At 60.2% G+C, this 22,804-nt stretch carries 22 protein-coding genes and 2 pseudogenes; 11 read left to right on the plus strand and 13 right to left on the minus strand.

The genetic code is table 11. From position 1 onward, the window contains the following. Positions 1-21: 21 nt before the first annotated feature. The 4 genes and pseudogenes from ASE60_RS03055 to ASE60_RS03070 all read right to left on the minus strand — a co-directional run. Positions 22-216 (minus strand): annotated as a pseudogene (locus ASE60_RS03055) (LysR family transcriptional regulator); the annotation flags it as partial. 74 nt (positions 217-290) lie between these two features. After that, positions 291-476: a hypothetical protein gene (locus ASE60_RS34360; protein WP_156414562.1), complete on the minus strand. Its 186-nt coding sequence runs from the start codon at positions 474-476 to the stop codon at positions 291-293. A 228-nt stretch (positions 477-704) separates the two neighbouring features. After that, positions 705-1,097 (minus strand): type II toxin-antitoxin system VapC family toxin, encoded by a 393-nt coding sequence (locus ASE60_RS03065; protein WP_057248455.1) that lies wholly within the window; start codon positions 1,095-1,097, stop codon positions 705-707. Then, positions 1,097-1,339 carry a type II toxin-antitoxin system prevent-host-death family antitoxin gene (locus tag ASE60_RS03070; protein WP_057248288.1) on the minus strand — a complete coding sequence of 81 codons (243 nt, stop codon included), beginning with the start codon at positions 1,337-1,339 and terminating at the stop codon, positions 1,097-1,099. The genes ASE60_RS03065 and ASE60_RS03070 overlap by 1 nt, the downstream gene beginning before the upstream one ends. Positions 1,340-1,733: 394 nt before the next feature. On the opposite strand from ASE60_RS03070, the gene ASE60_RS03075 reads away from it, so the two are divergent. Further along, positions 1,734-2,066 carry a GYD domain-containing protein gene (locus tag ASE60_RS03075; RefSeq protein ID WP_057248289.1) on the plus strand — a complete coding sequence of 111 codons (333 nt, stop codon included), beginning with the start codon at positions 1,734-1,736 and terminating at the stop codon, positions 2,064-2,066. Positions 2,067-2,470: 404 nt separating this feature from the next. Here ASE60_RS03075 and ASE60_RS03080 read toward each other — a convergent pair whose 3' ends face one another. The 5 genes from ASE60_RS03080 to ASE60_RS03100 all read right to left on the minus strand — a co-directional run bounded on the left by ASE60_RS03080 (position 2,471) and on the right by ASE60_RS03100 (position 7,380). Continuing rightward, complete coding sequence (locus tag ASE60_RS03080) at positions 2,471-2,830, minus strand: helix-turn-helix transcriptional regulator (RefSeq protein ID WP_057248290.1); 360 nt, start codon at positions 2,828-2,830, stop codon at positions 2,471-2,473. Continuing rightward, positions 2,827-3,702 carry a S1C family serine protease gene (locus ASE60_RS03085; RefSeq protein ID WP_057248291.1) on the minus strand — a complete coding sequence of 292 codons (876 nt, stop codon included), beginning with the start codon at positions 3,700-3,702 and terminating at the stop codon, positions 2,827-2,829. Before ASE60_RS03085 ends, ASE60_RS03080 begins: the two co-directional genes overlap by 4 nt. 576 nt (positions 3,703-4,278) lie before the next feature. Continuing rightward, positions 4,279-5,673 carry a sulfite oxidase gene (locus tag ASE60_RS03090; protein WP_057248292.1) on the minus strand — a complete coding sequence of 465 codons (1,395 nt, stop codon included), beginning with the start codon at positions 5,671-5,673 and terminating at the stop codon, positions 4,279-4,281. Between the two features lie 274 nt (positions 5,674-5,947). Then, complete coding sequence (locus ASE60_RS03095) at positions 5,948-6,472, minus strand: GNAT family N-acetyltransferase (protein WP_057248293.1); 525 nt, start codon at positions 6,470-6,472, stop codon at positions 5,948-5,950. 11 nt (positions 6,473-6,483) lie between these two features. Continuing rightward, on the minus strand, positions 6,484-7,380 hold the full coding sequence (locus ASE60_RS03100) for a LysR substrate-binding domain-containing protein (RefSeq protein ID WP_057248294.1): 897 nt from the start codon (positions 7,378-7,380) through the stop codon (positions 6,484-6,486). Positions 7,381-7,498: 118 nt separating this feature from the next. On the opposite strand from ASE60_RS03100, the gene argH reads away from it, so the two are divergent. From argH to ASE60_RS03115, 3 genes are all read left to right on the plus strand, one after another. Further along, positions 7,499-9,004 (plus strand): argininosuccinate lyase, encoded by a 1,506-nt coding sequence (argH, locus tag ASE60_RS03105; protein WP_057248295.1) that lies wholly within the window; start codon positions 7,499-7,501, stop codon positions 9,002-9,004. 64 nt (positions 9,005-9,068) lie between these two features. Beyond that, the gene (locus tag ASE60_RS03110; RefSeq protein WP_057248456.1) at positions 9,069-10,475 is read left to right on the plus strand and encodes an MmgE/PrpD family protein; all 1,407 of its coding nucleotides are present in this window, start codon (positions 9,069-9,071) and stop codon (positions 10,473-10,475) included. 12 nt (positions 10,476-10,487) lie between these two features. Next, a complete protein-coding gene (locus ASE60_RS03115; RefSeq protein ID WP_057248296.1) occupies positions 10,488-11,357 on the plus strand; it encodes a polysaccharide deacetylase in 870 nt (289 codons plus the stop codon). A gap of 214 nt (positions 11,358-11,571) precedes the next feature. Here ASE60_RS03115 and ASE60_RS03120 read toward each other — a convergent pair whose 3' ends face one another. Both ASE60_RS03120 and ASE60_RS35990 read right to left on the minus strand, forming a co-directional pair. After that, a complete protein-coding gene (locus ASE60_RS03120) occupies positions 11,572-12,546 on the minus strand; it encodes an aminotransferase class III-fold pyridoxal phosphate-dependent enzyme (protein ID WP_082615714.1) in 975 nt (324 codons plus the stop codon). Between the two features lie 421 nt (positions 12,547-12,967). Further along, positions 12,968-13,099 carry a hypothetical protein gene (locus tag ASE60_RS35990; RefSeq protein ID WP_280137702.1) on the minus strand — a complete coding sequence of 44 codons (132 nt, stop codon included), beginning with the start codon at positions 13,097-13,099 and terminating at the stop codon, positions 12,968-12,970. A gap of 159 nt (positions 13,100-13,258) precedes the next feature. Between ASE60_RS35990 and ASE60_RS03125 the strand changes: the two genes are divergently transcribed. Together ASE60_RS03125 and ASE60_RS03130 are read left to right on the plus strand one after the other, a co-directional pair. Beyond that, positions 13,259-13,990, plus strand: a complete 732-nt coding sequence (locus tag ASE60_RS03125) for a prolyl oligopeptidase family serine peptidase (RefSeq protein WP_057248297.1) — start codon at positions 13,259-13,261, stop codon at positions 13,988-13,990. A gap of 416 nt (positions 13,991-14,406) precedes the next feature. Further along, positions 14,407-15,249: a PhzF family phenazine biosynthesis protein gene (locus ASE60_RS03130; RefSeq protein ID WP_057248298.1), complete on the plus strand. Its 843-nt coding sequence runs from the start codon at positions 14,407-14,409 to the stop codon at positions 15,247-15,249. Between the two features lie 16 nt (positions 15,250-15,265). Here ASE60_RS03130 and ASE60_RS03135 read toward each other — a convergent pair whose 3' ends face one another. Beyond that, a complete protein-coding gene (locus ASE60_RS03135; RefSeq protein WP_057248299.1) occupies positions 15,266-15,808 on the minus strand; it encodes an isochorismatase family protein in 543 nt (180 codons plus the stop codon). 328 nt (positions 15,809-16,136) lie between these two features. Between ASE60_RS03135 and ASE60_RS33350 the strand changes: the two genes are divergently transcribed. From ASE60_RS33350 to ASE60_RS03165, 5 genes and pseudogenes are all read left to right on the plus strand, one after another. Continuing rightward, on the plus strand, positions 16,137-16,460 hold the full coding sequence (locus ASE60_RS33350; protein WP_057248301.1) for a LysR substrate-binding domain-containing protein: 324 nt from the start codon (positions 16,137-16,139) through the stop codon (positions 16,458-16,460). 59 nt (positions 16,461-16,519) lie between these two features. Then, a complete protein-coding gene (locus ASE60_RS03150) occupies positions 16,520-17,728 on the plus strand; it encodes an MFS transporter (protein ID WP_112995289.1) in 1,209 nt (402 codons plus the stop codon). A 724-nt stretch (positions 17,729-18,452) separates the two neighbouring features. Next, complete coding sequence (locus tag ASE60_RS03155) at positions 18,453-19,451, plus strand: purine nucleoside permease (RefSeq protein WP_244495513.1); 999 nt, start codon at positions 18,453-18,455, stop codon at positions 19,449-19,451. Between the two features lie 167 nt (positions 19,452-19,618). Then, positions 19,619-20,719: a PAS domain S-box protein gene (locus ASE60_RS03160; RefSeq protein ID WP_082615715.1), complete on the plus strand. Its 1,101-nt coding sequence runs from the start codon at positions 19,619-19,621 to the stop codon at positions 20,717-20,719. Positions 20,720-20,780: 61 nt separating this feature from the next. Then, positions 20,781-21,296, plus strand: a pseudogene (locus tag ASE60_RS03165) (alpha/beta hydrolase); the annotation flags it as partial. A gap of 904 nt (positions 21,297-22,200) precedes the next feature. Here ASE60_RS03165 and ASE60_RS03170 read toward each other — a convergent pair. Further along, the gene (locus ASE60_RS03170; protein WP_057248303.1) at positions 22,201-22,698 is read right to left on the minus strand and encodes an Lrp/AsnC family transcriptional regulator; all 498 of its coding nucleotides are present in this window, start codon (positions 22,696-22,698) and stop codon (positions 22,201-22,203) included. Positions 22,699-22,804: the final 106 nt, after the last annotated feature.

Here is a 22,804-nt window from a genome sequence, read left to right on the forward strand (position 1 = left end):
CCGACCGTCGGCATCTGCCCCTTACCTGGCCGGCCGCGCCAACGACCGGGCAATGTCGATGATGTCGTCGCGAGACGCCGTTGGATCCTCCTTGTTTCAGGCAAGACCAAGCCCGATCTTGAGATCGACGCCGCGCACGGGCTTGAGCTCGAAGTTGCGGTTCGGCAGATCCTTCGTCCATTCCGGCGCAAAGCCGATCCCGAGGCCCGCTGCAATGGTCATGTGCGATCATGACACCGCGTGATCTTTTGGCTTGGAACGTTCGGAAATTGAGGGTCAAGCGCGGCCTCTCACAGGAACGCCTTGCGCAGATCGCGACGGTGCTCGAATGCAAGGTCTTCGAATTGTTCGTCGAGCCAAAAGTCGGCGAGGGAGCGCCCTCCAACCTGCCGCGGGGACGCAAGCCCTAATCTGCCAAGCAGAGTTCCGGTCGATACATTATGCGATTTCTTGAGCGAAGTTTTGACGAAGCGCATCAGCGCCTCCCACGCTCCTCGATCACACGCAATTAAACTTTAAGCCTTTGGGAAGATCGTTACCAAACAAGCAGAACGTCTGGGTGCCGCAACGTCGCGGGAGCAAGTCGTGCCGCGCGTCCAGCTCGGTGCAATCGCAAAGGAAGCGTCCGCCTCGGCGCAACCGAGGGAAACGCCGGAATTCGTCAGCACCGACGCGCTCCGAATGAGTGCGCAGGGGATTTCGAGCTACTTTTGCATACAGCGAATGGGTGCTGGATACCGCCCGACCAGTTCATCGACGGTCAACAGGGTGACACCCTCCACGATCGATTGAGCGACTAAAATCCGATCAAAAGGGTCCCTATGGATCGCTGGCAGTCCATCCACCGCTACCGCGTGTTCGCTGGTGATTGGGAGCTCTTGGTAGCCGTTATCGATGAGACCGCGGCGAAGTAGGCGAGGATCCACGGTAAAATCGGCGCGGCCAAGCCCGCGCTTGATGGCCACCTCCCAGAGACTCACCGCGCTAAATAGCAAAACATTGTCGGTATTTTCGATTTCAGCCAGAACGGCGGGCGGCAGTTTCCCAGGCTCTCCCGCAGCCCAAAGCAGAAGATGCGTATCCAGCAGGAGTTTCATCATTCGCCGCCAAACAGTTTCTCGATATCTTCGCCACCCATCCGATCGAAGTCTTCCGGTACGGAAAACTGCCCCGCCATGAATCCGACGCGACGAGTTTCATCGGCGGCAGGGGCCTCGACCGCGACGACCTTCACCAACGGTTTACCCGATTTGGCAATTATAAAGGACTCGCCTTTCGCTGCCTTCTCAATGAGCCGGGACAAATGAGTTTTCGCCTCGTGAATATTTACAGTGTGCATGGCCCTACCTCGAACTTAGTTCTGTAAACTTAGTTCAGTTTCGACCTGATAGCAAGCATGACCGCGCCGAAGTATCGACTTTGACGCCCAGCGGTCCAGAGGAGTAAGCAATGCAGGCAACTCGGCGACAGCAGTAGTTCGAGATGGCAGTAGCCATCGTCGCTGCGATGGTGACCCGGCCGGAAGATATCGCTCATCCGCGTCTTTCAGACAGGCGTGCGCGGACCGGTAATAGTCCGATCAGGGTCAGAAACGGCAACGCGCCCAAGAACTGCGCCAAGATGGGGCGGAAATTCAGAGCTCCGCAGTCCGACGCTCGTCTAACTGCAAGTTTTTTGAGATATTGAGTACGGTAGATCACCCGATCTGCCCAATCAGCAAGGGAGGATGTACTATGCCACTGTTCGTAACCACAGGGTGCTATACAGCCACGTCAGCGAAGGGAATGATTGATAGTCCATCGAATCGAGAAAAGGCAGCCCGTGACATCATGGAAGCAGCGGGCGGAAAACTGCATTCCTTCTACGTCACGACCGGCGAAACCGATTGGATGGCCATCACGGAATTCGACGATGGCGCTGACCTGGTCCCCGCACTTCTCGTCGTTGGCGCATCGGGAGCCGTCTCGAATGTCAAAACCGTGCGAGCCTACACGGGCGCGGAATTCAAGGCTGCGCAAGAGAAGGCGGGCAAAATCGCATCTTCCTACAAGTCCCCGGTAAAATAAGCAGACCACTGGTTGAAACATCTCTGGCAGCGGACCGAACCTCCGCTGCCAGAAACGATGTGTTGGCGCGCGAATAGGCCTCGGAGACTCGGCCCATGGGGTGACGATCCTTCTGCATTAATGAGTATGGGAACATATCTAGAAATATGATTTTATTGCGAAATTTAATGTTTTCGCAGAAAATACTTGTTATTTAACGACTGAAAAAACTTGCAAATGCACAGCATCATTGACTTGTCACACGCAACCCGCTCCGCGTCGATTTCCGGCACGCACGACGGATGGCCTACGGCTTCCGCGACACGCACAACAGCGCGCGAATAGGCATCTATGGGATGGTCAGCGGATGACCGTCATCAGAATGACTGTCAATTGGAAGTGTATCGAGCAAAATAAAAGCGCCTTCACAGATGAATCACGCCGCGCCGTGCGGCGTGGGCGACCGCATCGGTGCGGCCGGTGGCATCAAGCTTGTCGATGATGCGGCCGACATGAAATTTCGCTGTATCGACAGAGATGCCGAGTTTGCGAGCAATCTCCTTATTCGAAAGGCCTTCTGCGAGAAGCGCCACGACTTCGCGTTCGCGGGAAGTCAGACCCGCCTCCTCCGTGGCGGCCCGCGCCGTGGAGAGGACCAGCTCGGACATCTCCCCTTCCGGCGCCAGACGCACCCAATCGACAGACGTAAGCAGCTCGCTCAACCGCTCCGCAAGCACCGGATCGTCGATGCGCACCGCGATCGTAATAGGGCCCGTGTCACTCATCGGCGGGGTCGGGTCGCGATAGTGACCGCCGCCTCGACATCAGCGCCCGCACGCCTGATCCCCAAGGAGACCGATCTGCCAATCGATTGATGATCAAGGGTCCGCACGAGCGCATTGACCGAAGGAACGGCCTCACCGTTCCAGTGGACGATGATGTCTCCTTGCAGGACCCCACCAATAGCGCCGGGTCCATCGGGGTCAACACTCATGACCATCGCCCCCTGGCCGCCACCGGTAACGGCGACCTGATGGAGCCCGAGGCCGAGATAGCCACGCGGGACTTCGCCATGCGCCAGGAGGAGAGCCGCCGCGCGTTCAACGGTTGCAGAGGGGATGACGAGGGTTCGGCCCCGGGGGCCGCGCACCGCCATTCCAAAGACATTGCCCTCCGCGCTGATCGCCAAGCCCCCCTCCGCGCGACGTCGCAATCTCACGTCTAGCTCGATACGTGCATCGATTTTCCCGCCGCGCATCGATCGCCACGCAGGACCAACCGCGATCGCGCTGCCGAATGAAACAAGTGGCGCGCTCTCGGCGGCCGCGGCGACCACGACGAGTGCACCAGGTCGAGGCACCACTTGGTCGAGCACAGCCGACGGCGCGGGGGCTCCCTCGACTCGAAGCAGCGCAATGTCAGTCGACGGATCGCGCCCCACCAGGCTGGCTGGGTGTTGCGTGCCATCCGAGAATTCGATGAGGATCTGACCTTCGTCGGAAAGAGCTTCATCTGCGGTGATGATGAGGCCTTCGCGCCAGACGAATCCGGTGGCGAGCGAACGGGTTGAGGCAATTTCAACAATGCTCGGCGCCACCGCAGCGGCGGCTTCGACGATCGTGGAAGATAATTGAGCGAGGAAACTAGGTTCAGTCATGGGTGATCTCCTGTAAAGCCTAATGTGTGTCTCTACGGCGGTGATAGCCACTGCCCGTTCAGGTAGGCCGATCACGCTCGGCTTGCCCGCATCCCAACGCCTCGGCGCTCATCACTTGTCGACGTACGCGGCTAGCCTATTATTTCAACGCGATCTGGAAAGTCAGGATAGCGCCCGTGGCGTCGTAGCTGGGGAGGGAGTAATCTCGCTGAGAGAGTACAGCGGACCGAACCTCCGCTGCGAGAAGCGATGGTTGGCGTGCAAAGCGGCCGCGAGATGCTCGATTCGCTGGGGACCAATCGAACTGGTCGCGATCGCGAGGAGGCAGCGGCAAAGGCGCGCGAGGACGGCGATCCGGTTTCGCGTAAAGGAGTCCGTTACGCACAGGCGACCTCATGAACGCAGCAATTATCCGTCCGTGCTAGTTCGGAATGACCTACAGGCCGACTTGCTCCATTCGTGTCGACCCGGCGTCAGGGGGCAAGCGGCTTGTCTTCCCGATTGCGAAAACTGGCCCTCACCAGCCTTTGCACCGCACATGTAACGACGCCGGTTTGAAATGCCTGCTTTCCCGCTTCAGATTACCCGTGCTGTTACAGTGTGGATCGAGTTGTTGCCGTAGCCCAGCCGGTTCCACACGGCGTGTTCGGGTTGTGTCCGGCCCGCCGTGTCGGTGGCGCGCGCCCGCACGGAGAGTGGCCCCGTCTCCTCAAGTCGCGTGATCAACTCCCACCATTGCCACGCAGCCCGTCGTCGTTCGCCAACGAGCCGTGCCTCGCACCAAGGTCCGTCGTTCAGGCATACATCGACCCTGGAGATGCTGCCGGCGCCCGACCATGCGACACCCCGGATCGCGGTCTCGCCGCGCGGCAGGTTCTCCCCCTCATCAGGCGAAGATACCAGCGCTCGCACATTCATCAGCTTCACCGGCGCGCGCTCGTCATGCCCGTTGCGCACCCAATGGTACCAGTACTTCTCCGCCTGATAGTACGCTTCACAGGGCTTGTCGGTAACGACGATCTCGGTCAGCCACTTGACGGACGCCACCGCATACCAACCGGGCACGATCAGCCGCAATGGATAGCCATGGGGCGGTGACAGTGGCTCGCCGTTCATCTCGTAGGCAAGAAGCGCATCCGTTTCACCGATTTGGTCCAAGCTTAAGCCACGTTCGAAACGAACCGGCGCGACGTGCCCGTCGACGACCCCGCTGTCGGCACCGCGGAAGGTGAGTTCCGTCGCCCCGGGTCGCAGGCCCGCGCGCTCAAGCACTTCCATCAGGCGAACCCCGGTCCACTCGGCGGTGCTGACGGCGCCCAGTCCCCAGGCTTCGCCGGGTACGGCAGGATCGAATAGGCTGCGGCCGTTGCCGGCGCATTCCAGTGTCACCACGAGGCTCTCCGCATGAAGGTTGTGAAGCTCCCTCATGCACAGTTTCAGTGGCCGTTCGACCAGCCCGCCGATCGACAGCCGGTAGTTGTCACCGCCAAGGTTCGGAATATCGAAGTGGTTACGCAAGTAGAACCGACCGTTCGGCATCACGGCACCGCCTGCAAGGTCCGGCACCGAGGTCTCGCCATTCAACGGATTAACGCTGTGAATGAGAAGGCCAGCCTCGATGGCATCCTGGCACGCATCTGCGGGGTTGAGCACCTCTGCAGACACGTCCACCGGGCGCCCATCACAGCCGCCGCTCGAAACCATCGCAGCGCAGGTCATCGCTGCCGTCACTTCGACCTCGCCGGCTTGACGGAGAGGCGTCAAAAAAGCCTGAAGCACGGTCTCATCCGCTGCCTCGGCAATGAAGAACAGTGAATGTGAGCCCTGCGCAACAGCTTCCCCCTTGATCAGCACACCGTGGCGGGCAGCGCTCGGCCGGCTCAAATGATTCAACAGCATCGCGCCCTTGGCCGGATCGCGCGCGGGACAGGTTTCGGGTGAGTGCCGATGGTGCACAATGAACAGAGGCATCGAAAACTCCCTGCTGGGGCTTCGTCGAACTGGCTGGTCGGTCTGATACGATCAGTGGTGGTCCTTCGGTCTCTTAGGCACCTGCATGATCAGATAGAACCGCACCGCCTCCCGGCTAGGATTAGACGCCGGATTTTTGGATGAACATGCCTTGTCAGCCGCGCTAGGAATAGGTTGGCGGTTGATGTTGTGAGGCTGAAGGTCCGCTTTAGACCGGAATCCGAGACACATCCGTTGCCTTGAAAGGAATCGAACTGTTGACTTCCAGAGACCTTCAGAGCGCCAAACTGTCAGCCCACACAAAGACGATATTTCGCGAGCGCCAGATCGGACCGGCATCCGTGTATTCCCCGGCCCGCTTGCCGCCGAGCGCGTCGTAGAAAGCGATCGCAGGTTCGTTGCCGTCGACCACGCCCAGCCCAACTCCAGGAAATCCTCTCTCCCGCAAATGCAAAGCAAGCCTTGAGAGCAATAGGCGGCCGATGCCTTGGCGTTTGACATCCGGATCGACGTACAGGTTTTTGATCTCGCCGAGATCGCCAAAGACCCCGGCTGAGGGCGCGCCGGCGGCGCCGATCGCGACCGGCCTTCCCTCCAATTCGGCGAGAAGCACGATCTGGTCGGGATCGTTCGCCGTGAGCTTTTCGCGCCAGGTGCTACGGCGACGGGTTTCATCGAGCAGAGCGTAAACCTCCGGTGGGGCAAGACCACGATAGGTTTGCCGCCATACCCTCACGTGCAAATGCGCGATTGCATCCGCGTCGGCCGGGGCTGCTTGCCGTATCGTCACCTTTTCCATCGCCCGCTCCCCTATTCCACCTGTGTCATCAGCCAACGTTGGAACGCCTTGAGCGCCGATGAAGGCTTGCGGTCCGTTGGGGTGGTGAACCAGTAGGCGACCTTGGATGCGTAGCCAATCCCCCCGGGATTGACGAGGCTTCCGGCCCTCAGTTCCTCCTCGACGAGCTGTGGTGGAACGAGGGCCATGCCCTGGCCGGAGATCGCGGCGCGCAGGACGAGCGTATAATAGTCGAAGCGCATGACGCCCTGTGGCTCGAGGTCCGGTTTCCCATGTTCCGCCACCAGGTCGATCCAGCGCAGCGGAGTGCTCGGATGCTCGATGATGACACCGCGCGCCGCATCCTCGAGGGTTTCACAGGAGCCGAGCCGCGCGAGATAAGCGGGTGCACAAACGAGCCGGACATCCTCGCCGAAGAGGTAGACCGAGTGTTCGTTCGCGAATGGCCCACGGCCGAAGCGGAACACTGCGTCCGGCTGAGCCGCCGGGTTGTCGGTCGCGAAGGTGGTGTACTGAACGTCGATATCCGGGTGTTTCTGATTGAAGTCGGAAAAGCGCGGCAAGAGCCAGCGGTCGCCGAGGATGGGCAACACCTTCAGCCGAAGCGTATGGGAATCGGGCTGCAGGCTCGCGGCGCGGAAGGCGGCCTCCTCCATCGCCTTGATCGCCACCTGCGCTTGTTCCAAATAGATGCGGCCGAGGTCTGTCGGCACCATGCCCGACGGCTTTCGCGTGAACATCTGCGCGCCGAGAAGGTTTTCGAGGGTCAGCAACTGCTTGCTCACGGCGCTTTGCGACAGGTTGATGCTTTCCGCAGCCGCCGTCGTCGAGCCTCGCTCCGCAATCGCAAGCATCACGCGAAGGGCAGTCATCGAAGGCAGTGGTACGGAGGTATGAACCAAGGGCATTCTCTGGCAAGGGGCTAGTCGGTTTCGTCATAACGGTATCGCTTTTTCGCGTTTGTGCAAGCGGTCCCTAAAAGGCAACCTCAACTCGGGAACATAATTACCGAGATGGGAGACTGTCATGACAGAACAAGCGACATCGCTTTGGGGAGGCCGATTTTCCAGCGGTCCCTCTCCGGAACTCGCGGCGCTCTCGCGAAGCAATCCAAGCTTTTTCCGCCTGTCCCCCGAAGACATCGCCGGGTCTCGCGCCCATGCGCGCGAACTTGCGCGCGCTGGCGTACTGAGCGAGGACGAACTGCCGCGGATGCTGCAAACGCTCGATACGATCGCGGCCGATGTCGCGGCCGGCCGCGAAAAGCCGAAAGCCTCGGATGAGGATCTTCACACCTTCCACGAGCGCCTGCTGATCGAGCGGCTGGGTGCCCTCGGCGGCAAGCTGCGTGCCGGCCGCTCGCGCAACGACCAGACCGCCAACAACACCCGGCTCTACCTTCGCCGCACGGCGCGGCGACTGGTGAAGCTGGTCCTTGCGGTGCAGGACGCACTCGCCACCCAGGCGAATGAGCATATCGAGACGGTCATGCCGGGCTTCACCCACCTTCAGCCCGCTCAGCCGATATCGCTTGGCCATCACCTGATGGCGCACGCACAGTCGCTCAGCCGCGACATCGAGCGCTTCATCGACTGGGACCGCCGCTTCGACCGTTCGCCGCTCGGCGCCGCCGCCCTGGCCGGCTCGGCTTTCGCCCGCGATACCGAAAGCTCTTCGCGCGATCTCGGCTACGCCCGTCCCTGCGAGAATTCCATTGATGCCGTCGCGAGCCGCGACGTGGTCTCGGAATTCTTGTTCGTGACCGCGATGCTGGGCGTGAACCTCTCGCGTCTGTCGGAGGAGATTTGCATCTGGGCTTCGCGCCAGTTCGCCTGGGTGAAGCTGCACGATTCCTACTCGACCGGCTCGTCGATCATGCCGCAGAAGAAGAATCCCGACATCGCCGAGCTGACGCGTGGCATGTCGGGCACCATGATTGGCAATCTTGCGGGCATGCTCGCCACTCTCAAGGCGATGCCGCTTGCCTACAACCGCGATCTCGCCGAGGACAAGCGCGCGCTTTTTGAGACGATCGATCTTCTCGACCTGATCCTGCCTGCCTTCGCCGGCATGGTCGCGACGTTGACCTTCGACACCGAACGCATGGCAGCCGACGCGCCACGCGGCTTCACGTTGGCAACCGAGGTGGCGGACTGGCTGGTGCGGCAGGGCATTCCTTTCTCGCATGCCCATGAGATCTCCGGCGCCGCCGTACGTTACTGCGAAGAGCGGGGCATGGAGCTTGACGGACTGACCGAGGCCGACCTGCCGAACATCGACGAAGCATTGACCCCGGATGTGCTTAAGGTGATCGACCCAGCCCGGGCGCTCGCCGAACGTTTCGGGCAGGGGGGAACCGCCCCCGCCCGTGTGCGCGAGCAGATCGCGGTCTTTGCCGGCACCTGCAAAGAGCAGCGTGCCTGGGCCGAACAGGATCTCTCGGGTGTTGAATACAAGGCGATCTTCGAAAAATATGGTCTCGCCGCCAGCACGCTCGACGGCGTGACGATCAACGGCGAAGCCGCAAAATAATCGCGGGACGGCCCGGCGAGTATGCCGGGCCGCTCCCCTCGCCTGCCCGAACGAGGATATCATGATGCCCAATGTAGCCCGAGGCGGCGTGCAAGCGTTGACGCATGTCGAGGCGCTTGCCGATTTCTGCGCCCGACTTGCGCCTGCCGATCTACCGGCCCGGATCGCCGCCCGTACCAAATCCCACTTTCTGGATACGCTCGGCGCAGCACTCGCTGGCACTCGCTCCATCGAATTCCGCAAGGTACGTGCGCTCGTCGCACCAGGGGGAACGACACCGCTTCTGGCCTCGCCACAGCGAACCGGACCGCGCGACGCGGCCCTTGCCAACGGCGTGGCCACCCATGTCTTCGAACTCGACGATTCCGGCGGCTGCGATCACACCGGCGCCGTCGTTCTGCCCGCGCTACTGGCAGCTCTTCCGTCCTGCGAGGCCCCGATTTCCGGCGGCGATCTCATTTGCGCGCTGACGGCGGGTTACGAGGTCGGCCGCCGCGTGCTGGATGCATCCGGCGGCTACGGCGTGCACAATGGTGCCGGTTGGCACTCCACCGGCACCTGCGGCACGCTCGCGGCCGCGGCAGCGGTCGCCCGGCTGCGCGGCTATGACAGCGCCCTCTTTCGCCACGCCCTCACGCTGGCCACCAGCTTTTCCTCTGGCCTGTGGGCCTTCAATCATGATGGCAGCCAAGCGAAGAAGGTCCACGCGGGCCGGGCGGCTGAAGGCGGACTTCTCGCCGCCGATCTCGCCGGCGCCGGCTTTTCCGGTCCCTCGCAGGTGTTCGACGATGTCTGGGGCGGTTTCTTCCGCACCTATGTCCGGGATGCCGGGCATGCCGCCGAACTCTCCGCCGGGCTGGGCACGAACTGGAAGATTGAACGGGCCTCGCTCAAGCCCTACGCTGCTTGCCGCGGCGCGCATTCCGCCATCGACGCTGTCGGCGACATCCTTGCCGAGACCGGCCGCACTGCCGCCGACATCGCGCGGGTTGACGTCCGCCTCAGCTCCTTCCTGATGGACATGTGCGGCCGGGCGCGGCTGGAAACACTGGCGGGCGCACAAATGAGCCTCGGCTATGCGCTGGCGGCGCTCTTGGTCTTCGGCCGCGTCGACCTCGAACAGTATTCCGCCGCCGCCCGTGGAGACCCGCGCATCGCCGATGTTCTCGGCCGCTTCCGCTTTCATCCCGATGCGCAGATGCCGCAAATGGCCGAGCCGGAGGTGACCGTCATCTTCGCTGATGGCGAAAGCAGGACGGCGATGGTGCCCCGCGCCACCGGCTCCAGCGAGCGGCCGATGAGCGACGCCGCCATCCGTGCCAAATTCGACGGCCTCGCGTCGATGGCATTGCCTGCGGCTCGTATCGCGGACCTCGCCGATTTCGTGGGCGTGCTGGAGGAACACGCGGACTGCCGGGGCCTTTCTGACCTGCTGGTCGCAGACGAACCCGAAGCGCCGGTCTTCATTTGAGAAGGAAGTTTCATGACCTACGATCTCAGCCCTCGCCCACTCAACCCGGCGTCACCAGCCCCCGTTTTTGACTGGCCGTACGGCAAGAAGAGCGCCCTTTTTATCGGTTTCGACGTCGATGCCGAGACTGCCTGGATCGGCAACAACCACGCCAATGTCGACCGGATGGTGACGACCTCACTCGGCGGATACGACGCCCGGGTCGGAATCACAAAGATCCTTGAACTGCTGGATATGCTGCGCCTCAAGGCGACCTTCTTCGTTCCGGGCTGGACGGCCGAGGCCCATACAGCCGCGTGTGAACCGATTGTCGCTGCCGGGCACGAGATCGCCCATCACGGCTACCTGCACAAATGCCCGGATCGCAACAAGCTGGACGAAGCAAAAGAGGAGATCGACCGCGGCCTCGAAGCGCTGAAATCCCGGCTCGGCGTCACACCCGTTGGCTATCGCGCGCCATCCGGCGAGAATTTTCCCGAGCTTCTCGCCTATCTTTGCGAACGGGGCCTGCGCTATTCCTCATCCTTCCGCGACGATATCCGCCCCTATCGTCACCGTCTGGCGGACGGCCGCCCGGGGCCGGTGGAAATTCCGGTCAACTACGCCTTCGACGACTGGAATTTCGGCATGACCGGTCGGCTGGATGCGCGCCCGCTCTTCGGGAGGGACGCTATCCTACCCATCTGGCGCGAAGAGTTTATCGGAACCCACGAGTGGGGCGGCGTGAGCACGCTTGTCTTGCATCCGCAGGTTTCCGGCCGGCCGATGCGGTGGCGGATTCTGCGGGATTTCCTCAGCGAGGTCGCCGCGCGTGACGACGTCTGGATCGCCACCGGCGCGGAAATCCTCGCGCACTACGAAGCCGAAACCGAAGCAGCATAGGGTCTCGCCGGTCGCCCACCAAACCCGCGCGAATGGACTTCAACCGTCTCCACAGCAGAGGCGACCCTTACGCAATATCGCCATCATGGTTCGTCACCGATGTCTACGGGCGCGGCCTTTCTCTTGCTTGAACACCGCCGGCCTTTGCGCTCGCCGGCACGGCGACCTGGCCACCGCCTCTGGGAGCCGCCGTCCATCAATGGCGATCGCAGTTTCAGTCCGCCTTCAACGCGGCCTCAATGGTCGCGAAGATCGTCTCGACCTCATTTTCACCGATGGTGAGCGGCGGCGACAACACGATCGTGTTTGCCACCGGACGAACGAGCACTCCGTGTTCGAAGCAGTGCTCGTAGACTTTCCTGGCCATCGCCTTGCCGCTGACGGGATCCCCTCCAAGTTCGATGCCGGCGAGCAGACCGAGGTTGCGGATGTCGACGACCCCTGGAAGACTCTTGAGGCTGTGGGCGCATGTTTGCCAATGCGGCTCAAGCCGCGCTGCCCTTTCGAACAGGCCTTCGGAAACATAGACATCGAGCGACGCGAGGCCGGCTGCCGCTGCCAGCGGATCGCCGGAATAGGTGTAGCCGTGGGACAGTTCGACGGCACCCGAGGCCGCTTTCCCGGTGACCGTGTTGTAGATGACGCTTGAGGCGATCACGCCGCCCATCGGAACCGCACCGTTGGTCATACCTTTCGCGACCATCAGGAGGTCGGGTATGACGCCGAAGCGGTCGGCCGCAAAGGGCCGGCCAAGCCGCCCGAAGCCGGTGACGACCTCGTCAAAGATCAACAGGATGCCATGGCGTGAGCAGAGATCGCGCAGCTGTTCGAGATAGCCGACCGGTGGTACGAGCACGCCGGTCGAACCGGCGACAGGTTCGACGATAACGGCTGCGATCGTCGAGGCGTCGTAGGTCGCGATCATCTGTTCGAGTGCATCGGCAAGCTCTGCCCCGTGGCGAGGCTGACCGAGGCTGAGGGCGTTCCTTGCCGGATCGTGCGTATGGGGCAGGTGAACTGCGCCCGGCAAGAGCATGCTGAACTGCTTCTTGTGCGGCCCCATTCCGGCCGCCGACAGGCCCCCGAAACCAACACCGTGATAGCCGCGCTGGCGCCCGACGATACGTTGGCGCTGCCCCTCCCCCCGTGCGTGATGAAAAAAGAAAGTTTCATGCTCAAGCCACCTCAATGCCGGGCCGCCCGGGCTCTACTTAACTGGACGCAAGCAGAGCTTGCTGACCGCACTGCGATCAGTGCGGTTTCCATCTGAGCGTTCGAAAAGGGTGGTGAGATGCGTGAGAGCAACCTCCGCCTAATCAAACTGACGTTTGAGACTGCCGGCGTCGTTTTCCAGGACGAAGGCGAGCTTATCAGTGGTGGTCTGGGCGTACGCTTCCGTTCTTCATCCGCTGCAAATGATTCGCGCGGGTAATCGCGCAGCCAACAGATCGCAGTTCCGTTCGATACATTACGCGATCCTCGTGGCCCAGAGGGTGAACATCACAGCAACAAGGCTTGCAGCGCTCGTGGAAGCACAGTTCTGTCCGGCCCGTAAGGCGCGTCCACGCTTAAGTCTGCAAACGACAGCATTGCGCCCTCATTTTGGTCACTCACACCACCCGCGCGAGATCCTGGAAGCCGGCGGTCTGCTTCGCCAATGGTCGCGTCCGGAAGGCGCCCGACGAGAACATGTTGGAGGACGCTTGGCAGACTGGATTTTCGCGCGTTACGAATTTCGGCATCGGACACACTCCTACCGTTGCGCTTCTGAGTTTGCCGGGGCTTTCCGCGAGAACGCTTCCCAGAACCGACTTCCATCCTCCGAGTGGGAAGGCTTGAGTTCTGGTTCTTCGGTTCCATTTGATTGCCGACAGGCTCAACATCATGAAGGAGGTGGTCGAATGACGCGGAACATCATGGCACTGGCTTTCACGGCCGTAATCGGAATGTGTAGTGCAGGCGTGGCGCATGCCGAGCAGTTGGCAGCCAGATCGAGCGCCAGCATACAGAATGATCTCAACTATCTGATGTACACGCCCGACGACTATGCTTCGTCCAGCAACGCGTATCCGCTTGTTGTGTGGCTACACGGCGGCGATCAGGGCGGGACCGATATCGAGAAAGTCAAATCGAGTGGCATTCCGAAACTGATTGAGGATGGAAAGACATTCCCCTTCCTAGTGTTTTCGCCTCAGAATCCGAGTGAAGAACTGCTTTATCCGATCGAGAAAGTGGAGGCGGCACTCGATGAGGTTATCTCGAAGTATCGCGTAGATCGCACGCGTGTCTATGTCATGGGGTTCAGCCGCGGGGGGTTCGGTACTTGGGCCATGGCAGAACAGTTTCCCGAAACATTCGCCGCTGTCGTTCCGATCGCTGGTGGCGGTAATCGCCACTACCTTAGCAGGACAAATGAAAAGGCAGCTTTCTGGGTGTTCCACGGCACGAACGATGAAGTCATCCCTTTGTCGGATTCGGTCGTGCTGTACGAGCGCCTCGTGGGTCTAAAGCGTAATGCTCGTTTGAGTGTTCTGGAGGGCGTGGACCACTCGGGCGTCGAACGGGCCGCCTTAAATGATCCCGAGCTTTGGGATTGGCTTCTGAAACAGCGCCTTGAGGTCGCGCCCGAGTAACCTTTCAATCCTCTACGCGTACCGCGGAATGCGAACGGCGTCTGCTTAGCGCGCCCTCATGTCGGTCGTAGAGGTCGTCATCGCGCGCGCCCGAAAGCGGACATAGCTCCGCGGCCGCGTCATGTCTCCTGCGCGCCAATAGTGGTCGCCGAGGCAAGTCCAACAATCCTACAGCCGAGACAATCTGCCACAAGATGTGTTTGGTATGGTTCACGCGTAGTGGTTGGCGTTCGCGTCGAGCTTGACACGGGCCACGTACAGGGCAATTTCATGCCTAACATAATGGCACCTCAATCTGGCCTGCTCTCCAGATTACTCAAGCTTTGGTATAGGGACAAATGCGGTCCAAACCGGGCGGTGAACCAATTTGCACCGAAACGCTGCGGCGCATACATTGAGAGCATCAGGACATCACAATGAGACACACAAAATTTTCATTCCAGCAGGTTGATGTCTTTTCCTCCAAAGTTTTGCTAGGCAATGCGCTGGCGGTTGTCATTGGAGCAGATTCTTTAACCGCATCGGAGATGGCTGCTTTCGCGCGGTGGACGAACCTTAGCGAAACGACTTTCCTTCTACAGCCGAACTCGGCAGATGCCGACTACCGCGTTCGCATCTTTACACCTGTTGCTGAGTTGCCCTTCGCGGGCCACCCCACTTTGGGGAGCTGCCACACATGGCTGTCTTCTGGTGGAAAGCCAAAGAGTAGCGAGATTGTCCAGGAGTGCGAGGTGGGACTAGTCCACATTCGGCGCAACAATGGACGACTTTCCTTCGAAGCCCCCGAACTGCGCCGATCAGGCCCGGTGGAAATCGACACACTGAAGCTAGTACTCAAAGGCTTGCGGTTGACATCCGATGACATCGTCGACGCCAACTGGGTGGACAATGGCCCTGGCTGGCTCGCTGTCCAACTGCGCTCCAGGGCTGACGTCCTCGCGCTTCGTCCGGATTTCGCCATCCTTTCCGGATTGCGGGTCGGTGTCGTTGCCCCCTGGGATCCAACAAAGGATGGGCGGGAAGCGGATTTCGAGGTGCGTGCCTTTACCGCGGCCGGTTTTGAAGACCCGGTAACCGGCAGCTTAAATGCAGGCATTGCTCAATGGTTGATTGGTAACGGCATCGCTTCCTCATCATACATTGCCAGCCAAGGTACCGTCCTTGGACGGGAAGGACGTGTTCATGTGGAGTTGGTCGAAGATCAGATTTGGGTCGGTGGCGACGTTACAACTTGCATCGAGGGCGTCGCAGCCTTTTAAAGTGCTGGTTGTAAGACTAGCTGGCCGCCACGATCGCATCGCTATCGATGATTTCCGCAAAGTCGGATTTGAGATGGGCTATCGTTACATCGAAAATCGCACGCGCGGATAGCTGCTCGTCCGGCATATCAAAGCCCATGACGGCATCACGGACGACGATCATCCTAAAGCCGAGGTCCGATCCAACTCGAACTGTGGTATTGATGCAAAAACCTGCAACTGCGCCCGTCACGACGAGGGTGCCGATGCCATTGTCGCGGAGATATTTTTCCATCCCGGTGGAAGCAAATGGCGAAGAAGTCGTCTTGACGAAAATCGGTTCGTCGTCGAGCGCTTCTGCGCAGGGCATCACCTGTTGAGCGGGTGAACCAAGGTGCATCGGGGATGTTGGATCAGGGTCGCTGTGGCGAACGTGGATCACCCTTTGTCCAGCCCTGCGGAATTCAGCAGCTAAGGCGGCGATCTTGGCCGGAGCATCACCGTGGACGTGATCGCGCCCTGCATCGAGACGATGCTGCATCAGCATCTGCATGTCGATAATTACAAGCGCTTGTTCCAATTTCCAATCCTCTCAGGCCCCGTTAGGCGACGAAAGGTGCCTACCATGGGCCAATCATGTCCGCAAAGGGCCGCTGCTCGGTCGTTCAGATCACTCGACGACCGGAAGCCGGCAGCACGGATGTCTCCTATCCCTCGCTTTGAAGGGATTCGAATCGCGGCCAATGCGCCCGCAGGCTCAATGTCGCGTCGTTGTCCGTATCGCGGCAGATCGGGGATCGCTTGGGCATGGCGCTGCTTCAACGCGAGGGTCATCGCCTCAAACTGACGGCCGCCGGCGAAATCCTTCACCGGCAGTCCGTCGCGTCGCATCACCTCTCGAAGTGGCGGTGTCCGAGCTCGACATTCTCAGGGGCTTGAAGACGGGGACCGTCGAGAGCGTCGGGCTGTCCTTCCTGCCTTCGCTGATCGCGGAGTTCTCGCGGCGCCACCCGACGCTGCATCTCGATGTCGAGGTCACCTGGTCTTCCGATGTAATCCAGCGCCTGATCGACGAGACCGCCGATGTCGGCTCCGGCTTCCTCACGACATTGGCGCGCGACATCCATCGGGATAGGATTGCCTCCTATTGCCCTCGTAGCGCGAATAAACGGTTGCCCGCCCCTCGGGCGATGCATAAGCTCCCATCGCGGCGCGCCGCGTTCTACCGATGACGGTCGGATGCCGCTGCAAGCCGCCTCCCCAAATTTCCCAAGGGCCAAGAACAACAATCATGACTGTCGCCATTCCCACCATGACGCGTCCCAAGACGCATCTCGCTGTGCTGGTCATTCTGGGTCTCACCCATCTCCTCAATGACCTGATGCAGTCACTGATTCCGGCGGCCTATCCGATCCTGAAGGACGCCTATGCGCTGGATTTCGTGCAGATCGGCTTGATCACCATGACCTTCCAGATCGCCGGGTCGCTGCTGCAACCGGTAATCGGCATGGTGACGGACAAACATCCCGCGCCCTATTCACCGGTCGTGGGGATGATGTTTACACTCTCTGGCTTGGTTAGCCTTGCCTTCGCCCATAGCTACGCGGTGATTCTAGTTTCAGTTGCGCTGATCGGCATTGGATCGTCCATCTTTCACCCGGAAGCGACGCGCATGGCGCGCTATGCCGCCGGCGGGCGCCAGGGGTTGGCGCAGGGACTGTTTCAGGTCGGCGGTCAGGCGGGCGGCGCGCTCGGCCCGGTCTTCGCTGCGCTGATCATCGTTCCCTGGGGACAGCCGAGCCTCGCCTGGTTTGCCGTTCTCGCATTGATGGCCATGGCACTTCTTGTATGGATCGGTAGCAAGCAGCGGGAGATCGGCGCCGCATTCATGGCGTTGCGGGCAGACGGCAAGAAGGCGGGCGGCGCCGTTCGTCACGCGCCAGCGACGATCGGGGTAGCCCTGGGGGTCCTGACGCTGCTGATGTTTACTAAGAACGCCTATGGCGAGAGCTTCCGCTCATTCTACACCTTCTATCTCATTGAGAAGTTCGGCCTCTCGATCCCCTCCGCACAGATGATGCTGTTCATCTTCCTACTGGCTTCGGCCGCGGGCGCGCTGATCGGCGGCATCGTCGGTGATCGCATCGGGCGTTATCGTATCATCTGGATTTCGGTTCTGGGGCCGCTTCCGCTGACGCTGATCCTGCCACACGTCGACCTCCTCTGGACCGGCGTGCTGACGGTGATGATCAACCTGATCATGGCGAGCGCCTTCGCCTCCATCCTGATCTACGCAATCGAGTTGCTGCCGCACCGGATAGGACTCATTGGTGGGCTGTTCTACGGTCTGAATTTCGGCCTTGGCGGTATAGCCGCAGCGCTTCTCGGAATATTGGCCGACAGCTATGGTGTCGGAACGGTTTACTACGTCTGCTCCTTCCTCCCGCTTGCGGGGCTTCTCGCGTGGTTCCTTCCGAGGATTGAAGAGGGCCACGCTTGAAGACATCGGTCCTATGGCCGGATGCCCCGTGGTAATAAGGTCCAGTCGATACATTATGCGATCTTCAAAGTCCAAAACATCAACATAGGCAGAATTCCGCCCTTACATGGGCGACCCTTGCCACTTGGCCTCGAGCAAATACACCTCGTTGCTAAGCAGGACGCTATTTAATCGCGAGACTGTGCCTCTAATATTTTCAACAACATAGCACGCCACATTATTTGAGATTAAGCAGTTAATTTGAGATTTTGGCTCGTGAGCTGGCACCTAATTTGAGATTTTCCACAATGGCAGCAGCGTCATATCTTCGGAGATGACCCCCCGCTAAACCCGCATGTTTACAGATGTTTAAACCCTCAAATGTCCAATGATGCGTGGGCATGCGATCTCAAATTAACCGCCAAAAGCTGCCGCAACGAACGCAATCTAACGGATCACTGCCAAACGACATCTACGCCAAGGCCCTGCCGATGGAGGAATTCAGGCCTTCTATCGAAGGGGCTCCGCTCGAAATGCGTCCTGACGCAGGACCAGAGCAGTTCGGGGACGTTTTTCATATTCGAGAAAGGCACGGACGCCCTTTCGTAACCGACCATCCTTTCCTGCGTGAATCTGCCGTAGCGGCGAATTTTGTAAGAAGATGCAGCGCCTTGCGGAGTTTACGTTATGGTGGCAGGGCGTCCTGTACCGGGATATCGCAACGGCCATGAAGAAGGTAAGGCAGATGAGAAAAATTGCGCTGATTTCGTTGACACTCGCATTCCCGATGGTCGCGCATGCCGAAATCGTCACCCCCAAAGTTTTGGTGATCACCATGTTCGGGGAAGAAACCAAGCCCTGGCTGGAAAATCTGCAATTGCGCAAGCGCATCGCGGTGACAGGGCTGCCGAAAAGCGCTCCCGACGTCGTCTGCAACGAGGATCTCTGCGTCATGACGACCACGATGGGTTTTGCAAATGCGGCCGCGTCCACAGCAGCGGTCGCGCTTTCGGACAAATTAGATCTGTCGAAGACCTATTTCATCATCGCAGGAATAGCCGGAATCGACCCTTCGAAGGGCACGCTCGGCTCGGCTGCCTGGGCCGATTATGTCATCGATGGCGGCCTTTTCCATCGCATGGCCACGTCCGAGGCGCCGGCAGAATGGAAGTCGACCGTCGTCGAGCTTGGTGCAGGCGTGCCTGGAGAAAAGCAGGCCTGGGGCGCCGGAACCGAGGTGTTTGAAATGAACAAGCCGCTGCTCGAGGCGGCGCTTGCGGCGAGCCGGAATGTCACGCTGGCCGACGGCGAGACCGCAACCGCCTATCGCGCACTCTATTCGCAGCCGGCCGCCAAGGCCAAGCCGGGCGTAACGAGCTGCACGACCATTTCGGCCGATACCTATTGGCATGGCGCGGGCGTTGCTACGGAACTCGCCGCGCACGCAAAGGTCCTCACCGATGGAAAGGCGGATTACTGCACGAGCCAGATGGAGGACAACGCCACCCTGACCGCTCTCAGCCGCGCCGCGGATGCCGGGCGACTGGATTTCGGCCGGATCGCCGTATTGCGCACGGCATCCAACTTCGACCGTCCGCATGACGGCCAGAGCACGGCGGAGTCGCTGGCGGCGAAGTCCGGCGGCTTCGGCCCGGCAACCCAGAACGCCTTCCTCGTCGGCAATGCGCTCGCCGAAGACATCATCGCCCATTGGAGCCGCTATGAAGCAGGGCTGAAAAACTGACCGGAAGTTGGCGCGGTCGCAATTGTCCGCGTCTGGGTCTGTGAATCGGCGTTAAGTTTCGGCGCCTGTTGGCAGAATAGCCTAGCCGACTGCTATAGAGAGGACGATGCACGCAAGCTCCCTTCATCAGCCGGCGTCCCGCATCGAGTACTTGAGGAGGACGCGCCATGGAAATTCCGGGCGACGACGAACAATCTGGAGGCGAACGGGCCGCGCAGATCCGGCCGTTCAGCGTGCGCTCGACGTCTCACAACCATGCCTCCAACTTTGCTGACACATCGGTCGCGGATGGACCCGATCCCCGCGATTGGCTGGCCGCAATAATCGAAGGCTCCGACGATGCGATTGTCAGCAAGGATCTGCGAGGCATTATCCAGAGCTGGAATCCCGGCGCGACACGCTTGTTCGGCTATCGGGCCGAAGAGGTCATCGGAAAGTCGATCACCATCTTGATTCCGCAGGACCGACTGGATGAGGAGCCGGCGATTATCGCCGAAATCCAACGCGGCATGCGCGTCGAACACTTCGAGACACTGCGGCGACGCAAAGACGGATCATTGGTCGATATCTCGCTGACCATCTCGCCGATTCGGAATGCGGACGGCGTGATCGTCGGCGCCTCGAAAATCGCGAGAGACATTACTGAAAGACGCGTCGCCGAGGAGCAGCAGCAGCTCTTGATGGGCGAAATGCGGCATCGCGTGAAAAACCTCTTTGCACTCGCTTCCGCGATCGTCTCGATCAGCGGCCGGTCGGCCAGCGATATCGACAGCCTCCTTGCGACGATCCAGGCGCGGCTATCGATGCTCTCCCGCGCCCATGAACTCACCATGTCGGATTGGCAAAACGGAACCGGAAACACGCAGACGATTTCGCTGCACGCACTGATCAGAACGATCCTCGAACCGTATGCGGCAGAAGAGAGGATAACGATCAGCGGTCAAGATCGTGTTGTGGGAGGCCAGGCGATGACGCATATAGCGTTGTTGCTGCACGAACTTGCGACCAATGCCGCAAAGTATGGGGCGCTCTCCGTGACAAACGGTCATCTCGATTTGAGCATCCGGGAAGAGAACGACTGGACGCACCTTGTCTGGCGCGAAATGGGAGGGCCAAAGCCGGCGCGCGAACAGCACATGGGGTTCGGCAGCCGCCTGGAAAGGGGGTTGGCAAGCGCACTGAACGCGACGATCGACCGTGATTGGCGAGAGACGGGGCTTGTCGCGTCGATCGACGTCCCGACTGAGATGCTCGCCGCTCGCGGCTAGGTGTTCAGGGCCGATTTTGTAACTATGCCGTTGATCGCCCTGCCGACAATCCGCATCACGGGCTGGCTATCTCGTCGGCAGCCAAGAGATGAACAAGAAGCCTCTTCCGCCCAAGGCCGAGATGGCCTGGTGGTATCAATTCTACTTCGCCACTGAGCGCGGCCGGCTCGGCTACCAGGCCAATACGCGCGATTTCGTTCGTCTGATCTGGGAGACCGCCTCGCCGACCTGGCAATTCGACGACGCGATCTTCGCGCGTTCGGCCACGGCGTTCGAAAATCCGGACCATGTCGCTATCACCGTCCATAATTATCGCTGGCGGCTGGGGCTGGTCGAAGGCGAATCCCGCTTCGACGCATTCGAGGAAATACTAGCCAAGAGCCCGTTGATCACGATCCCGACGATTACGCTCGAAGGCGACCAGAATGCCGCGCCGCATCCCGAGCCTGAAGCTTATGCTGGCATGTTTTCCGGCAAGTATCAGCATCGCAACATCACTGGTGGCATCGGCCACAACCTGCCGCAGGAAGCGCCGGAAGACTTCGCGCAGGCGATCATCGACGTCGACCGCCTGTGAAAGCGATGGCGTATTGATCAACCGCGCTGCCCGCAAGGCGCGCTGAAGGTTATGCCACAGCTGGTGCCGCCGACATCGAGACGGTGCGGTCGTTTGGCGCAGGTATCGTCGTGGACTTCCACAAGCAGTGCTCGGCGGATCATGGGCGCGAGTGGATGCCGTGATCGACCTGCAAGCATCGGATCTTCCGATGTCCGAACGAATGTCAGGGCGGCTGATCGAGGATCTAGATTCAAGGCTGAGGTCTGCGATTCGAGCGGAACTTTGCTTATGTTGATCGATTTTTGCAATAGAAAGCGCGAGCAACGATCCGCGGATGCGCTTCCTCGAAATGCGCCCTCTGTTGGAAAAGAAAGCCTGACGCTGATGCATCAGCGACAGGCTATATCGGGACGCGATACCCGGCGATGCGCTTGGGAGGAACGGCATCGCATAACTGTCGTATAATGCACAGTTGCCCAAAAATAAAGCAAAATCACACGTGCATAATCTGTCGGCAATCATCCAGGCCGACCGCGGCCAGCACGTCGTCACCTGCACCCGAACTGGCACCCAGAGCCGCGGCCCGTGGGGCAACGGTCTCGCCGTATCGCCATGGCCAGGCTTGGGGTTTAAAGGCCAACCCCGTTTGTCGCTCGCTGTTTTGGTCAGAGGGGGAAGTTGGCCGTTAATTCAACACCCGCTCCGCTCGTGTCGGAAGACGCTGGCATGCGGTGCGTGCGCCTTGGTTCCACCCGATACATCATGCGTTCTTTTGGCCCAGAGCGTGAACATGCTCGCAACAAGCCGTGCTCGGGGCTCGTGAAGAACGGCTCCCTTCGGGCCGAAACGACCTTCGAGCCACGGTTCATGTCGCCACGAGCCTCCGAGCATATCTCAGCAACGCGGTCAAAGGTTGTGGATATCAAGCGCCTTTGCCCTTGAGATGCTCGGTTGGTAGCGCCGTCGTGTACTTGATCTGGCTCAGTGCAAAGCTGGACCGGATATTGGCGACACCGGGAATGAGCGTCAGAAAATCGACTACCAGCGCCTGGAATTTTGCAAGATCCTCGACGACGACGCGCAACATGTAATCCGCCTCGCCGGTCATCAGATAGCACTCGACGATTTCCGGTTTGGTGCGGATCGCCGCGTTGAAGATGTCGAGGGACTGCCGATCCTGCTGCTTCAGCGAGACCTGAACGAAGACGTTGACCGCCAGGCCAAGCGAAGGCGCGTCGACCAGCGCCACCGTCCCCTTGATGACGCCGCTTTCCTTGAGATCATTGACGCGTCGCCAACAGGGCGAGGCCGATAGGCCGGTCGCTTCCGCCAGCTCCGAAATGCTCCGTTCGGCGTTCTGCTGAAGGAGATCGAGGATGCGGATAGTGGCGGAATCCAGTGAAGGCTTCGACTGAGACATGATTGACCTAAGAATTCCACCCTTGAGGTTAGATCTTTCGCATCTCGCGAAAAATCCGTCAACTTAGGTCAGATTTGCCGATATCTCCGAGTTAGCCTGTCGGTGG

Origin of the sequence: Ensifer sp. Root278, from assembly GCF_001429285.1 — a bacterium.
Classification (GTDB): domain Bacteria; phylum Pseudomonadota; class Alphaproteobacteria; order Rhizobiales; family Rhizobiaceae; genus Ensifer.